Genomic DNA, 14,095 nt, shown 5'->3' with positions numbered 1-14,095 from the left:
TCAGTTTCCGACGCGGACGGAGCCGCGGCGGAGGACGAGCGCGTAGAGCAGGACGCTGAGCAGGCACAGGACCGCGCCGTAGACGGGGAACGCCCAGCCGGCGCCGAGGTCTTGGAGCCACAGCAGGAGGTAGGGGGCGGTGCCGCCGAAGCCGGCCACGCCGATCGCGTAGCCGAGGCCGACGCCGGTGACCCGGCAGCTGGTCGGCATCAAGGTGGCGGCGACGGTGTTGTAGAGGCCCATGGTGAAGGCCAGCACCGGAGCGCCGACCAGCATCACCACGGTGAACATCGCCATGCCGGGCCGCTGGTAGGCGAGCACGATGAAGATCACCGGCACCACGGCGAGCCGGGAGACGATGAAGGTGCGGGAGATCCGCTTGTTGTCGGCGAGCCGGCCGACCAGCGGATAGAGCAGGGCGACGCAGATCCCGGCGAGGGTGGAGACCAGGAAGACGTGGTCCGAGTTCTCGTGGTGGGCCGAGCGTGCCAGGTTGGGCAGTCCGGTGGTCCAGGTGTACTGGATCGCCTGGGCGCCGGCCACGACGAAGATGATCGCCAGGAGCCCGAGCCGGTGCTGCCAGACCTCGGCCCAGACCTGGCCCACCCGGGCCGGTTCGGCCTGCGCGTCACCGGCGGTGTGCAGGGTCTCCGGCAGGGCGCGGCGCAGCCAGAGGAAGACCAGGCCGCCGACGGCGCCGACCGCGAACGGGATGCGCCAGCCCCACGAGGCCATGGCGTCGGGCGCGATCACCGAGCTGGTCAGGAAGCAGACCAACGACGCGCCGACGATGCCGACTTGGACGTAGATGCTGATGGTGGTGCCGAACCGGGCGGTCCTGCCCTCGGGTGCCAGTTCCACGATGTACGCGGAGTTGAGCGGCGCCTCGATGCCGGTGGAAAGCCCCTGCAGAATACGGCTGGCCAGCAGGATGACGCCGGCCCAGACGCCGATGCTCGCATGACTGGGAAGCAGCGCGATGACCAGGCTGGACATCACCATGGAGCCGATGGAGAAGAGCATGACCGCGCGCCGGCCGATGCGGTCGGCCAGGGTGCCGAAGACGATCGCGCCGAGCGGCCGGGCGGCGAAACCGACCGCGAAGACGGCCAGGGCGGACATGGTCTCGGACACGGAGCTGCCGGACGGGAAGTAGAGCGGACCTATGTAGGAGGCCAGCAGCCCGTAGACCATCCAGTCGTACCACTCGACGGCGTTGCCGCCGCCGAGAGCCAGCAGAGCGCGACGGTGGGAGAGGGAGGAGTTTCCGGTGGCGACAGGGGTTCTGCCGATGAGCGATGCCATAGCGGGGCACCTCTTGGGGAAGGCGCACGGATCGAGGCCGTGCGGTACCGGCACCCGGGCCTGCGGCCGGGGCGTTGGAGGGGACGCACGGGATGAGGCGTGCGGTACCGGCGCCCGGGCCTGCGGCCGGGGCGTTGGGGAGGGGACGGAAGCGGGTGAGGCCCGTGCCTACCAGCTGGGCGGAGTGACCACCCAGATCGAAGTGGCGGGCTCGTCACCGGGGTTGACGTACCAGTGAGGCGTGCTGCAGGAGTAGGTGATGGAGTCGCCCGCCTCAAGCCGGTGACGGACACCGTCGAGATAGACGTCCTTCACCCCCGAGAGCACGATGCCGAACTCCTCACCGTTGTGACGGAAGGGGGTCGCGCTGGTGTCGTGGCCCGGCTGGGTGACCACCCACAACACTTCCAGCGCACCGTTGAGCGAAGGGCTGAGCAGTTCGAAGCGGTCGCCGTCCGCCGCGTCCGAGCCATGGAAGTCGAGGCTGCGGCGCTCATGGGCACGGACCACCGGGCTGACCTGCTCGGCGAGATGGAACAGCCGCCCGATCGCGACGTCGAGACCGTGCGCGATCTGCACCAGGCTCGCGAAGGAGGGATTGCCCTTCCCCCGCTCGACCTGACTGATCAGACCGGTACTGATACCGGACCGGCGGCTGAGCTCGTCCAGAGTCAGACGGGCCTGCTTGCGCAGGGCCTTGATCTGCAGACCGACCGTCGCGGCCATCACATCGAGGTCCGGCCGGCCGCCCGGCATCGGTGCGTCGGTTTCGTGCACGGTCTCCGCCTGTCGCTGGGGGATGCTCGCCTGCGGCATATTGAAGACCTTCACGATGATGAAAACAAGCCCTCGCGCTCAAACTTCGGCACCGAGCGGACACCCCACCGAGAACAGCAGTACAGGTCCACTTCACGACAGCGTGGGGCGGCTTGGCGAGGTGCGGCACCGCTCTCGACGGCCATCCGCCCGCCGGGTCCGTGCGTGCGCGTGCTGTCCGCCGGTGTACGTCGGCGTTGTCACGCAGTGAGACGCATACGTGGGGCGCAGGATGACGGCGCCCGAGGTCGGCGGCCTCGCGCAGGACCCGGCGGTCGTCAGGGTCCTCGGATCACAGCCAGGTGCACAGGGCCTCGCTCCCATGGCCAGACCGGTCTCCTGGCCCGGGTCGAGCCCGATCACCATGCCGTCCGGGGAGGCCGAGATGTCAGCGATGACGCGCGTCATACACGCGAAGCCCCGCTGCACCGCCCACCGACCAACCGACACCCTCTGGATCGTTCACGGCACAGCGCTCAGGTCCTGGCACCGGCAAGGGAGATGGAGCGGAACATGTCCTCGCCGAGCTGATCCCGGATCAGACTGTCGATCCTGTCGGCCTGCGGAACATGAACGAAGGGCCTCCATGGATAAATGCGGTCATTGATCCATGGAGTCTTCCAGTCGGTCGTGGCGGTGAAGAATCTCTGCGCAAACTTCGCCGCGCGAGACGCCGGAAATTCACCCTCAACCTCCAGGCATCCACTCACACACACATCGACATACGACTGAACAATGGGAAATTCGTGACTTACGTACCTACGCGACGTACTGCCGAAGTACCAGAAGGTTCCGGCCGGAGGAGCCGATCTTCCGTCCAGCATGGTGATGTCACCAGGAGGAATGCGGATCAGCTTGTAGCCCTTCTCCCTGTCGGCAAATTCCTTCAATTCAGCTTGCGACACGGGGAAGATCACGCCGTTGCAGGTCGCACTCCGATCCGGGAACGCCCCCAAGTACGTGGGGCCCCAGCTGGCCGTTTCGACGCGGTCGTACCAGCCACGCGTGATGCCGTGAACGGAGACCGGGAAGGCCTTGTCCGCTTTCGGCCACGTTGCCTGTCGGGACTCCTTTTGAATCAATGACCCGTATCCGAAAACATACTGACTGCCGGGATCCGATTCCCTCGCACCGGCTTCTGCCGAGCTCTGCTCAATGGTGCAACCCGTGGCGGCCGCGCCAAGACCCAGGATTGCGATACCACGCAGTATTTTGCGCCGTCCCACTTCAGCTTCACATTTCATGGCCGACATGCTTCCGCTCCGGCGGCGGAGAGTCGAGAACGACGCGCAGGTCCTTCGGGTTGTCGTCCACACGGCCGGTCATCCGGTCGAGACCGGAAACACCTGCCAGTTCTCCGACTTTTGAGGCAGTTCGTGCTGGTGTCGCACATACCCGTCAACGGCGAATGCCTGCGCAGTACATGACGATCCGACCGGGACCGGCCTTACAGCCCGTCGGCCGACGGCCGACGGCCGACGGCCACTGCGCAAACGGACTGTCGAAGTCGACGAGTTCACCCGTGACAGGCCGGAACGCCCAGTCGGCGGTCGCCCGTCGCACCGCCCGCGGCCCTCACGTCCAGCCATGGTGACGCGTCACACCGCCCACCACCCTCGCGTCCAGCCAGGTCCCGCTGCCACACCTTCGCCTGGTCCGGGTCGCGCGCCGAGCAACTGCACGGCAGCACCGACGCCGCAACAACTCCCGTGACCCGCAAGGCCCTTCGCCCGCACAGCATTCGTCCATGCTTCACATGCCCCTCCCGAACCCACCTCGCGGGTGGACCCCCTCCCCGAACGACCGCCACACCACGGGGCACGTGCACAGGCAGAGTGCCCGGCCGGTCAGTCCGTCGCGACGACCGCGGGTCCGGTATCCCACCACGTGACGCCCGTGGTCACGTCGCCTCGCATGCATGTACCTTGCAGACATTTGAAAGGAGCTGACAGGCGCATGACGCAAACCACCCCCTCCACCGCCGGCTCTCCCTCACCGGTGTCCCGACGTCTCGAGGTCCTGCGGCCCGGCCGCTGGCATCGACGGCTCACGGCGATCGTCGGCATCGGTGCCTTCTTCGACCTCTACGAGGTGTTCCTCGGCGGTGTACTCGCCGCCGCGCTCACCGAGCCCTGGCATCTGAGCCAGACCCAGAAGTCGTGGATCATCGCCGCCGGATTCCTGGGGATGTTCGTCGGCGCCAACGTCATGTCGCTCCTCGCCGACCGTTTCGGCCGACGCCGGATGTTCCTGGTCAACCTCGCCACGTACTCCGCGTTCTCCCTGCTGTGCGCCGCCGCGCCCGACGTGAACTGGCTCATCGCGGCCCGGTTCCTCGCCGGACTCGGGCTCGGCGCCGAACTCGTGCTCGTCGACACGTACCTCTCCGAGCTGCTGCCGACGGCCGTGCGCGGACGCTATATCGCCTGGGCCTACACCGTCGGGTTCCTCGGTGTGCCACTGGCGGCGCTCCTCGGCGCGCGTCTGGTGGCCGAGCACGAGATCGCCGGGGTCTCCGGCTGGCGCTGGCTGCTGGTGGCCGGCGCGCTCGGCGCCTTCTGCATCCAGTGGATGCGGCGCACTCTCCCCGAGTCCCCGCGATGGCTGGAGGCCAGGGGACGACGCGCGGAGGCCGAGGCCGTCGTCGCGCACATCGAGACAGTCAACGGCGTGGGAACTGCCGGTACCCGCCCCGCTCCCACGCCACCAAAGGCCGAGACCGAGACCGATGCCGTCCAAACCGTGCGGGTTCCCCTGCGCCGGATGTTCCAGCCGCCGTATCGCCGCCGCACCGTCATGTGGTGGATCTTCCAGGTCCTGCAGACCGTCGGCTACTACGGTTTCGGCTCTCTGGCCCCCGTCGTCCTCGCCGCGAAGGGCCACTCGACGACCGCCTCGCTCGGGTACGCGGCGCTCAGCTTCTGCGGCTACCCGCTGGGTTCGGCTCTGTCGATTCCGCTCATCGAGCGGTTCGAGCGCCGCACCCTCATCATCGTCGCCGCCCTCGGCCAAGCCCTCTTCGGCGTACTGTTCGGGTCCGCCGACTCGGCCTGGCTGATCGTGGGAAGCGGCTTCCTGCTGACCCTCTGCAGCAACGTCTTCTCCAACGCGTTCCACGTCTACCAGGCCGAAATCTTCCCGACGAACCTGCGCAGCAGCGCCATCGGCATCGCCTACTCACTGTCGCGGCTGGTCTCCGTGATCCTTCCGTTCATCGCGCTGAGTGTCCTCGACGACCTCGGCGCGACCGCGGTGTTCGCCGGCTCCGCCGCACTCATGGTGCTGCTGTGCCTCAACGTCGGGCTCCTCGGCCCCAAGACGAAGGGGCTGGCGCTGGACGCCATCTGAACGACCACCCCCACCCCTCGGGAGACCCGGGTCGGGCGACGTCCCGGCAGGCCGTCGCCCGGCGCCGCCCGCCAGACGTCGGGCGGCGCCCCGGCGGGGCCCGTGAGTGCGAGTCTGCAGCACTCCCCGGAACCAGCACTCCCGCAGAACCAGCACGCCCTCACGAAGCCACGCAGGCGAGGGCCCTCTTCCCACGCCCAACCAGCTGCGGAGAACGATGGATTGACGGAACGACACCTGAGGGCAAAGATCGACGGGTACTGAATTGACAACGTTGTCGTATGAGAGGAACGCGATGAGAGCGCTGAAACGCGTGTTCACCGCCTTGTTGATCGTCACCACCATGGCCACGGCCTCGGCCACCGCCGGCGTCGCGAACGCCAAGGAGCAGGGACCGAAGTTCGCTGATGACCCCACCGCGCTGGTCGACACATCGATCGGCAACAACGGTGACGGGACCACCTTCCCGGGCGCGGCCGCGCCCTTCGGCATGGTGCAGCTGAGTCCTGACACGCAGCTGAACAAGTACGCCTCGTACGACTACGCGCAGGACACCATCCTCGGCTTCAGTCACACGCACCTGTCGGGCGTCGGCTGCCAGACGATGGGCAACTTCCGGTTCATGCCGACCACCGGTGCGGTCACCTCGTCCGACCCGGCGCAGTACGGTGCGAAGTTCAGTCATGACAACGAGACCCGCGCGCCCGGCTACTACGGCGTGAAGTTCGACAACGGCATCAAGGCCGAGCTCTCGGCCACGCAGCGGACCGGCCAGCACCGCTACACCTACCCCGCCGGATCAGGCTCCGAGAACGTGCTCATCGAGGCCGGCCAGAGCAACGGCAGCACCTACGCCGGCGACATCGAGGTGGTCGGCAACGACACCGTGGAAGGCTGGGTCCAGGGCGGCAACTTCTGTGGCGAGACCGGCAAGGAGCGCTACCGGGTCTACTTCAGCGCCAAGTTCGACCGGACGTTCTCGAAGTTCGGCACCTGGACCGACGGCACCCTGACGCCGAACCAGCGCCAAGCATCGCGCGGCACCAAGCGCGCCGGTGCCTGGCTGACGTTCGACCCGGCCAAGGGCGACCAGGTCGGTACGTCGGTGGGCCTGTCCTACACGTCGGTCGACGGCGCGCGCCTCAACCGCACGGCCGAGCAGCCCAAGTCGTTCGACAAGGCCCGCACCGGCGTGCACGACGCCTGGCGCGGCGAGTTGAACCGGATGCGTGTGGCCGGCGGCAGCACCGCCGACCAGCGCACGTACTACAGCGCGCTCTACCACTCGCTGCTGCACCCGTCGATCGGTTCCGACGTCGACCACCGCTACCGCGGCTTTGACGACAAGGTGCACCGAGCGGATTCCACGTACTACCAAATGTTCTCGCTCTGGGACACCTACCGCTCGCAGAACCAGCTGGTGGCCCTGCTCAACCCGGACAAGGCCGCGGACATGGCCAAGTCCGTGCTGCACATCTACCAGGACGGCGGCTGGCTGCCGCGCTGGGGGCTCGGCGGGGGCGAGACCAACGTGATGAGCGGCGATCCCATCACCCCGTGGATCGTCGACATCTACCGGCGTGGGCTGCTCGACGAGCACACCTCGCACCAGCTCTTCGACGCCCTGTGGAAGAACGCCAACGAGGTCCCCGCCGACCAATCGGTCTTCCGCGGCCGTGACGGCAATCCGTCGTACGTCAAGAACGGCTGGGTCGGTTACCAGAACCTGCCCGGCTACCTGTACGGCGACAGCCGCCAGGCGGGCTCGGCCACGCTCGAGTACGCGCTCGGCGACTGTGCGTTGTCCACGATGGCCGGCGACCTGGGCTACCAGGACAAGGCCGCGACGCTCGCCTCGCGTTGCGACAACTTCGCCAAGTTGTGGGACCCGAGCGTCACGTCGCAGGGTTTCTCGGGGTTCCCCGTCGCCAAGAACGAGGACGGCACCGTCGCCGGTGATCCCGACCCCACCCAGGCCGGTGCGTTCCACGAGGGCACCGCTTGGCAGTACCAGTGGCTGGCCCAGCAGGACCCGCAGACCCTCTTCGGTCTCATGGGCGGCAAGGCGGCTGCGGAGCAGCGGCTGGACAAGTTCTTCGACATGCCGACCGTCCTCACCGACCCGGCGAAGGCCGCCTCGGAGTCATGGGTGAGCGGGGCGTACGACTACCACAACAACTTCGCGTTCAACCCCAACAACGAGCCCGACTTCCACACTCCGTGGATGTACTCGTGGACCGGCGCCCCGTGGAAGACGTCCGCGGTGCTGCGTGCGATGCGGACACTCTTCACCGACGACGTGTACGGCATGCCCGGCAACGACGACCTCGGCGCCACGTCGTCGTTGCTCGTCTTCGCCATGACCGGCGTGTTCGAGGCGCAGCCCGGCTCCGCCAACTACATCGTCACTGCGCCCATGTTCGAAAAGGTCGAGATCCGGCCCGAGCACGGAAGTAAGATCAACATCGAGGCGCCGGGCGCTGATGCGTCGAAGCTCCAGTACGTGTCCTCCGTGAGCACGGGCAAGGGCGCCTTGCGCCAGAGCTGGCTCTCCCACAAGGACCTGCTCCGCTCCGGCACGATCGAGATCGGCCTTTCCGACAAGCCCACGACCTGGGGCGTCGACGCCGCCCCGCCCGCCATCAACCAGAACTGACGGTGTCGGCTGCGGCCCCTCCACACAGGGGCCGCACTGCGGCTGCCGCTGTGCAATCCGTGTTCTGTACGACCGCCGAACGCGCTGTTCTCGAACTCGTCCTCCACGCGCTGCCCAAGCGCGCCCGCGCGGGCGCCGCGAGGCATGGTCGAGCCGCTCGACGAGCTCTACCCGGTCCGGAACCGGCCGGAGTGCGTGGAGGTTGGCACCCGTCGCACTCGGGCCAGACGCTGCGAGCGGAAACCTATCCAGGCAGTTCCGTCCGCTCCCACCACTCGTACACGGGCAGCAGACCCTGCGAGGTCTCCTTCTGACGTGTCGATTCCTTGAAGTGCTCGTAGCCCCCGCGCAAGGGAACTTTGATGTCCAGCCCGGGCGTGGAGATGGGGACGATCCGCTCAGGAAGATCGTCAGGACCGCCCTCGAGAACTGCTTTCATCGCGTCGACCATGACCCGATCTTCCCCGCACCCCCGACCGGCTCCTTCATGACGCGCCGACACGTCTGCCACTGCCCTCTTTCCGTGCCGACGGCGACCCCCACCACTCCGGGGGGGGCTCATCAGGGTGGATCCAGGCGGCGCCCGGTTGAGGGCGGGGGATCCAGCGCCTGGTGAGGGACTGTTGACCTTGACCTGGGCGACGTTGCCCGACGGGGTCAGCCGTGCGCCGACCACCGGCGCTGGAGCCCCCGGGCGAACGCGCCGGCGCCCGCTCGTCTCCCACGGCAGCCGCAAACTCCGCCGCCACGGCACCATCAAGAACAACACCTGGACATTCACCCCGGCCGGCACACAAACAGTGGGGCCGCCCGGCCTCAGGCCGGGACCCCACGCGAGGTCTTCGTCTGCCTTCTAGACGCCGCCCTGAGCGCCCTCGCCCTGAGCCCTCTCGCGGTCAGGCGCCTCCTCCCCCATGAGAGCCGCCGGGCCGGAGACGTCGGGAAGAGGCTGTTCGGCCCAGATCACCTTGCCCTGGGGCGTGTACCGGGTGCCCCAGCGCTCGGCGATCTGCGACACCAGGAACAGGCCGCGGCCGCCCTCGTCCATCGTCGCGGCATACCGCAGGTGCGGCGAGGTGCTGCTGCCGTCGGCGACCTCGCAGATCAGCGTACGGTCGCGGATCAGCCGTACATGGATCGGCTCGGAGCCGTAACGGATGGCGTTGGTGATCAGCTCGCTCAGGATCAGCTCGACAGTGAAGGCCAGCTCGGACAGGCCCCACTCGTCGAGCTTGCGGGCCACCGCGTCGCGCATCCCCGCCACGGCGGCCGGGTCGACCGGCACGTCCCAGTCGGCGATCCGGTCGCGCGACAACCCCCGCGTCCGGGCGATCAGCAGGGCGACGTCGTCCTTGGGACGCCCGGGCAACAGCTCGTCGAGCACAGCCTGGCAGCTCTCCTCGGGCGACCTGTCGGGGTGGCCCGACAGGGCTTGGCGCAGCAGCTCCATACCCACGTCCAGATCGCGCCTGCGGTCCTCGATGAGGCCATCGGTGTACAGGACGAGCTGGGCGCCGTCCGGAAGGTCCAGCTCGGCGGTCTGGAACGGCAGCCCGCCCAGACCGAGGGGCGGCCCGGTCGGCAGATCCAGGAAGGTGACGGTGCCATCCGGGAGAACGAGGGCCGGCGCCAGATGCCCGGCACGCGCCACGACGCAGCGGCGCGTCACCGGGTCGTAGATCGCGTACAGACAGGTGGCACCCACGATGCCCGTGGCGCTCTCCGTACCCGACTCGTCCTGGTCGATACGGCCGACGAGGTCGTCCATGTGGCTCAGCAACTCGTCGGGCGGCAGATCGAGCGAGGAGAAGTTGTGCACCGCGGTCCGCAGCCGGCCCATGGTGGCGGCGGCGTGCAGGCCGTGGCCGACCACGTCGCCGACGGCCAGCGCGACCCGGCTGCCCGACAGCGGAATCACGTCGAACCAGTCGCCGCCCACCCCCGACTGAGCGGGGAGGTAGCGGTAACCGACCTCGAGGGCGCTCTGTTCGGGCAGGGCTCGCGGCAGCAGGCTGCGCTGGAGGGTCACCGCGAGGGCGTGCTCGCGGGTGTAGCGGCGGGCGTTGTCGATGCTGACCGCTGCTCGGGCCACCAGTTCCTCGGCGAGCGACACCTCCTCCCCGTCGAAGGGCTCGCCCTCCCGCGAGCGCCAGAAGTTGGCCATGCCCAGCACGACGCCGCGGGCCTGGATCGGGGCGGCGATGAGGGTGTGAATGCCGTAGTCCATGATCCTCTTGGTGCGCTCCGGGTCCTGCGCGTGCCAGCCCGTGTCGGTCGACAGGTCGGGCACCAGTTGGGCGTGGCCGCTCCCGTAGCCGCGGGCCTGGGGGGTGGACGGCAGGAAGTCGATCAGCCTCCCCTCCTCGTAGAGCGGGTGGTCGTCCCGGATGCCGTACACAGCCGTACGCCGCATGTCCGTCGCGGTGGAGGCCGGTTCCTCACCGTGCAGTACAGCGTCGGCCAAGTCCACGGTGACGAAATCGGCGAAACGGGGGACGGCGACCTGAGCCAGCTCGTCGGCGGTGCGCAGGACGTCCAGAGTGGTACCGATTTCCAGACCCGCGTCGTACAGCAGCTTGAGCCGCTCGCGCGCGGTCTCCGCCCTGCCGGTCACCGCCCGCAACTCGGTGGAGTCGCGCAGCGTCGCCACTGTTCCCGCGGGGCCGCCGCCGCGGTCCGTGTGCCGCTGGTTCACGGCCAGCAGCCGGTCTCCGGCGAAGTGCACCTCGTCGGTGACCTCGCGCCCGGAGACGAGCAGCGCCGCCGTCTCGGGGTCGAGGCTCGACAGCTCCGAAACGAGCTGCCCCTCGACATCAGGGGGCAGTTCCAGCAGCCGTCTGGCCTCGTCGTTCGCCAGCAGCAGCCGCCCGCCGCCGTCGACGATCAGTACCCCTTCGCGCACGGAGTGCAGCACCGTGTCGTGGTGGTCGTACATACGAGTCATCTCGTCCGGGGCCAGACTGTGGGTCTGCCGTCGCAGCCGTCGGCCCACCAGTGCCGTGCCCGCGGTGGCCACCACGAGCGCCCCGGCACCGGTGCCCAGAATGATCGGCAGTTGCCGGGCCACCTGACTGGCCACGTTCTTGACCTTCATCCCCGCTGAGACGAGCCCCACGACCTTGCCGTCGGCGTTGTCGATGGGGACGGTGGCCTGGACCTCCCGGCCGAGTGGGCCCTTCACACTCTCCGTGTACACCTTCCCCTCTAGCGACGGCCCGATGTTGCCCACGAACTTCTTTCCGATCAGGTTCGGCAGGGGGTGGGTGTAGCGGATGCCCTTGGTGTCCAGGACCACGATGAAGTCGACGCCCGAGGCCTTGCGCGTGGCCTCCGTGAGCGGCTGGAGGATCTTGCTCGGGTCGGGGCTCTCCAGTGCGGCCACGACGCCAGGAGAGTGCGCGAACGTCTGCGCCACGGCGACGGAGCGGCGCCTGGCTTCGGTGTTGGTGTCCCGGTCCGACTGGAGGACCAGGGCGAAGACGCCAGCGACCACGAGCAGCACGACCAGTGCCACCTGGAGGACGAACACCTGCCCGGCTACGCTTCGCGGGCTTCTGCTGACCAGGGACCTGAAAGAAAGGCTTCTCAAGTCGGCGAAACGATTCGCCATGTGACCTTTCTAGCACTGGCGATCCTGAGCGGCCACAGGCCGCACCTCCCGGGGCGTGGAATCACGGGACGCCCGGCGCGAACGGATCAGGCCCTCTGACAGGGGGCCTCGGGCGCGGAGGCCCGGTCACACCCGAGACCGTCTCCGCTGGGCCGAAGCGGCCGGCCGGGCGGCGAGCGCCTCGGTGAGTCCCCGCAGCCCTTCTGGCCTCTCGATGGCGAACGGCCGGTCGAGCGGCGCGAGCACGCGGGCAGCCAGTCGAGCCGCTCCACCTGCAGCTCAGCTCTGAACCAGGCCTCGGGGTCCCGGGCGGCAAGGGAACAAACGGGCTGACCGCCCCGCTCCACGACGCGATGATCTGAACAGACGCACGTGTCTATGAAGGGCAGGGTTCCCGCGTGTCGGCCCCGATCGCCTGGACGGGCGTTCTCAGTCTGCGGATGCCGGTTCGGCGGGCCGGGCCGTGAAGAAACGGACGATGTCTTCCGCTGCTGTCGGGGAAAGCATCATCGCCTGGACTCGTGCGGACATTTCGGCGATCGAGTGAATCCTGGTGAACATCACCTCCTCGTACGTCCGGATCGCCGAGTCCGGGTCGGCGGGGTCGGCGGCGAGTCGGCCGGCGAGTTCGGCGGCGTCGAGCATCGCCTGGTTGGCGCCCTCGCCGACCGGCGGCATGAGGTGCGCGGCATCGCCGATGAGGGTGACGCCCGGCCGGCTGGACCAGCGCGTATCGATGGGCATCGCTTCGATCAGGCGCGGCGCCGGTGCGCTGTCGCCGGCCTCGATCAATGCGGTGAGGCGTGGGTCCCAGCCACGGAACATGTCCAGCAGAGCGCGCTTGCTGCGGAATGTGTCGATGGGGCGATCGTCTGCGCGCAGCGAGATCCCGACACGGAGGCTGCCGTCGCCGAGGCGTTGCGCAGCCAGGATCTGGTTCACGCCGACGCACCACAGGTTCCCGGGGCCGACCAGTTCGGCGAGATCCGGATGGCGCCGGTTCACGTCTTCGATGTTCAGCTCCACGAGGGTGGCCACATAGGACAATTCGACGTCGGTCAGCAGCGACCGGACGATCGAGCGCGCGCCGTCCGCGCCGACGAGGACGTCGCAGCCGGTTCGGTGGCCGCCGTGGAACGTCAGTACCCAGCCCCCTTCAGGTCGCGGGGTCGCCGCGACGAGGCGGTGCCCCCAGACAACCGTGTCGTCGGGGAGGGAATCGAGCAGAAGATCACGAAGTGCCCTCCGGTCAATCTCGGGACGCCCGGAGAATGAGCCGGGTTGCGGCTCATGGTGTACCAGGGTCCGCCCGCTCGGGTCGAGGATGCGATGTTCCTCGCCCTCGGGCCGCGCCTCCGACCGGAACCCGCCGGCGAGACCCGCCTCGGCCAGGGCCAGTTGCCCGGACTCCGGGTGCAGGTCGAGCGCGCCTCCCTGCGGCCGCGCGAATCGGCTCGCCTCGCGCTCGTACACCACCGCGTCGATGCCGTGTTGATGCAGGATCCGTGCCAGCGTCAGCCCGCCAAGGCCGCCACCAGCGATCGCGATGCGCATTCTCACTCCCTTACCGTACACTGTATTTATGGATACACCGTACGGTAACGAAACGTTGCCCGTTTGGGAACGGCCCGAACCTCAGCCGCGGGCGGCACCAGTGCCGCTGAGCCGCGAGAAGATCGCCGCAGCGGCGATCCGGCTTGCCGACGTGCACGGCCTCGACGGCCTGTCCGTTCGCAAGATCGCCAAAGAACTCGGCGTCGGTCCGATGCGGCTCTACGACTACGTCATCAACAGATCCGAACTGCTCGATCTGATGGTCGACGTCGTCTATGCCCGGATCGCCGAGGTCGGCCGGCAGTCCGCGTGGCGCGCCAAGGTACTGGCCATCGCCCACGCGACCCGCGATGCCGCCCTTGATCATGAGTGGTTCTCCGACCTGCTCGGCGGAAGGCCGCACTTGGGACCACACGCGCTCGCCGTGGGTGAAGCGACCGCGGCGGCGCTGAGCCAGGCCCCCGGCGTGCGCGGCATCGACGATCTCCAGCGGGCGCTGGGCGCCCTCAACGCGTTCATCATCGGAGCGGTCCGCAGGGAGGTCACCGAGCGACGCACCGCCCGTTCCACCGGCACCGATGAAGCCGCCTTTCAGGCCAGCCTCGGCCCCTACCTCACACGCATGCTGAAAACCGGCAGGTACCCCACCGTCGCCCGGCTCGTCATCGAAGGCGCACACCTCAATGCCGAGGAAACCTTCCGCCACAACCTGACCACCGTCTTGGACGGCATCACCTGCCGACCTCGCACGTGACCGACTTCCCTGCGGCAGCCGGCGGCCGACTGGAAGCCGATGCGCCCGCATC

At 68.4% G+C, this 14,095-nt stretch carries 9 protein-coding genes; 3 read left to right on the top strand and 6 right to left on the bottom strand.

Annotation, left to right across the window (positions count from 1 at the left end; translation table 11 throughout):
- The 3 genes from ACZ67T_RS28810 to ACZ67T_RS28800 form a co-directional block, all read right to left on the bottom strand.
- A complete protein-coding gene (locus ACZ67T_RS28810; RefSeq protein WP_469987908.1) occupies positions 1 to 1,305 on the bottom strand; it encodes an MFS transporter in 1,305 nt (434 codons plus the stop codon).
- Between the two features lie 168 nt (positions 1,306 to 1,473).
- Positions 1,474 to 2,121, bottom strand: coding sequence for a helix-turn-helix domain-containing protein (locus tag ACZ67T_RS28805; protein WP_469987907.1), 648 nt, complete (start codon positions 2,119 to 2,121; stop codon positions 1,474 to 1,476).
- Positions 2,122 to 2,597: 476 nt separating this feature from the next.
- Entirely contained in the window at positions 2,598 to 3,374 is a 777-nt protein-coding gene (locus tag ACZ67T_RS28800) for a gamma-glutamylcyclotransferase family protein (protein WP_469987906.1), read from the bottom strand.
- Positions 3,375 to 4,077: 703 nt separating this feature from the next.
- On the opposite strand from ACZ67T_RS28800, the gene ACZ67T_RS28795 reads away from it, so the two are divergent.
- Together ACZ67T_RS28795 and ACZ67T_RS28790 are read left to right on the top strand one after the other, a co-directional pair.
- On the top strand, positions 4,078 to 5,469 hold the full coding sequence (locus tag ACZ67T_RS28795) for an MFS transporter (RefSeq protein ID WP_469987905.1): 1,392 nt from the start codon (positions 4,078 to 4,080) through the stop codon (positions 5,467 to 5,469).
- A gap of 295 nt (positions 5,470 to 5,764) precedes the next feature.
- On the top strand, positions 5,765 to 8,125 hold the full coding sequence (locus ACZ67T_RS28790; protein ID WP_469987904.1) for a GH92 family glycosyl hydrolase: 2,361 nt from the start codon (positions 5,765 to 5,767) through the stop codon (positions 8,123 to 8,125).
- A gap of 244 nt (positions 8,126 to 8,369) precedes the next feature.
- On the opposite strand, the gene ACZ67T_RS28785 is transcribed toward ACZ67T_RS28790, so the two are convergent.
- The 3 genes from ACZ67T_RS28785 to ACZ67T_RS28775 form a co-directional block, all read right to left on the bottom strand.
- Positions 8,370 to 8,576: a DUF5988 family protein gene (locus ACZ67T_RS28785; protein ID WP_469987903.1), complete on the bottom strand. Its 207-nt coding sequence runs from the start codon at positions 8,574 to 8,576 to the stop codon at positions 8,370 to 8,372.
- Between the two features lie 402 nt (positions 8,577 to 8,978).
- On the bottom strand, positions 8,979 to 11,735 hold the full coding sequence (locus tag ACZ67T_RS28780; RefSeq protein ID WP_469987902.1) for a SpoIIE family protein phosphatase: 2,757 nt from the start codon (positions 11,733 to 11,735) through the stop codon (positions 8,979 to 8,981).
- A 429-nt stretch (positions 11,736 to 12,164) separates the two neighbouring features.
- A complete protein-coding gene (locus ACZ67T_RS28775; protein WP_469987901.1) occupies positions 12,165 to 13,289 on the bottom strand; it encodes an FAD-dependent oxidoreductase in 1,125 nt (374 codons plus the stop codon).
- 28 nt (positions 13,290 to 13,317) lie between these two features.
- On the opposite strand from ACZ67T_RS28775, the gene ACZ67T_RS28770 reads away from it, so the two are divergent.
- A complete protein-coding gene (locus ACZ67T_RS28770) occupies positions 13,318 to 14,043 on the top strand; it encodes a TetR/AcrR family transcriptional regulator (protein ID WP_469987900.1) in 726 nt (241 codons plus the stop codon).
- The last annotated feature ends 52 nt before the right edge of the window (positions 14,044 to 14,095 follow it).

It is taken from the genome of Streptomyces sp. NPDC107517, from assembly GCF_055582645.1.
Note: the sequence above shows the minus strand (reverse complement) of the source record. Positions and strands in the feature narration are given on the sequence as shown.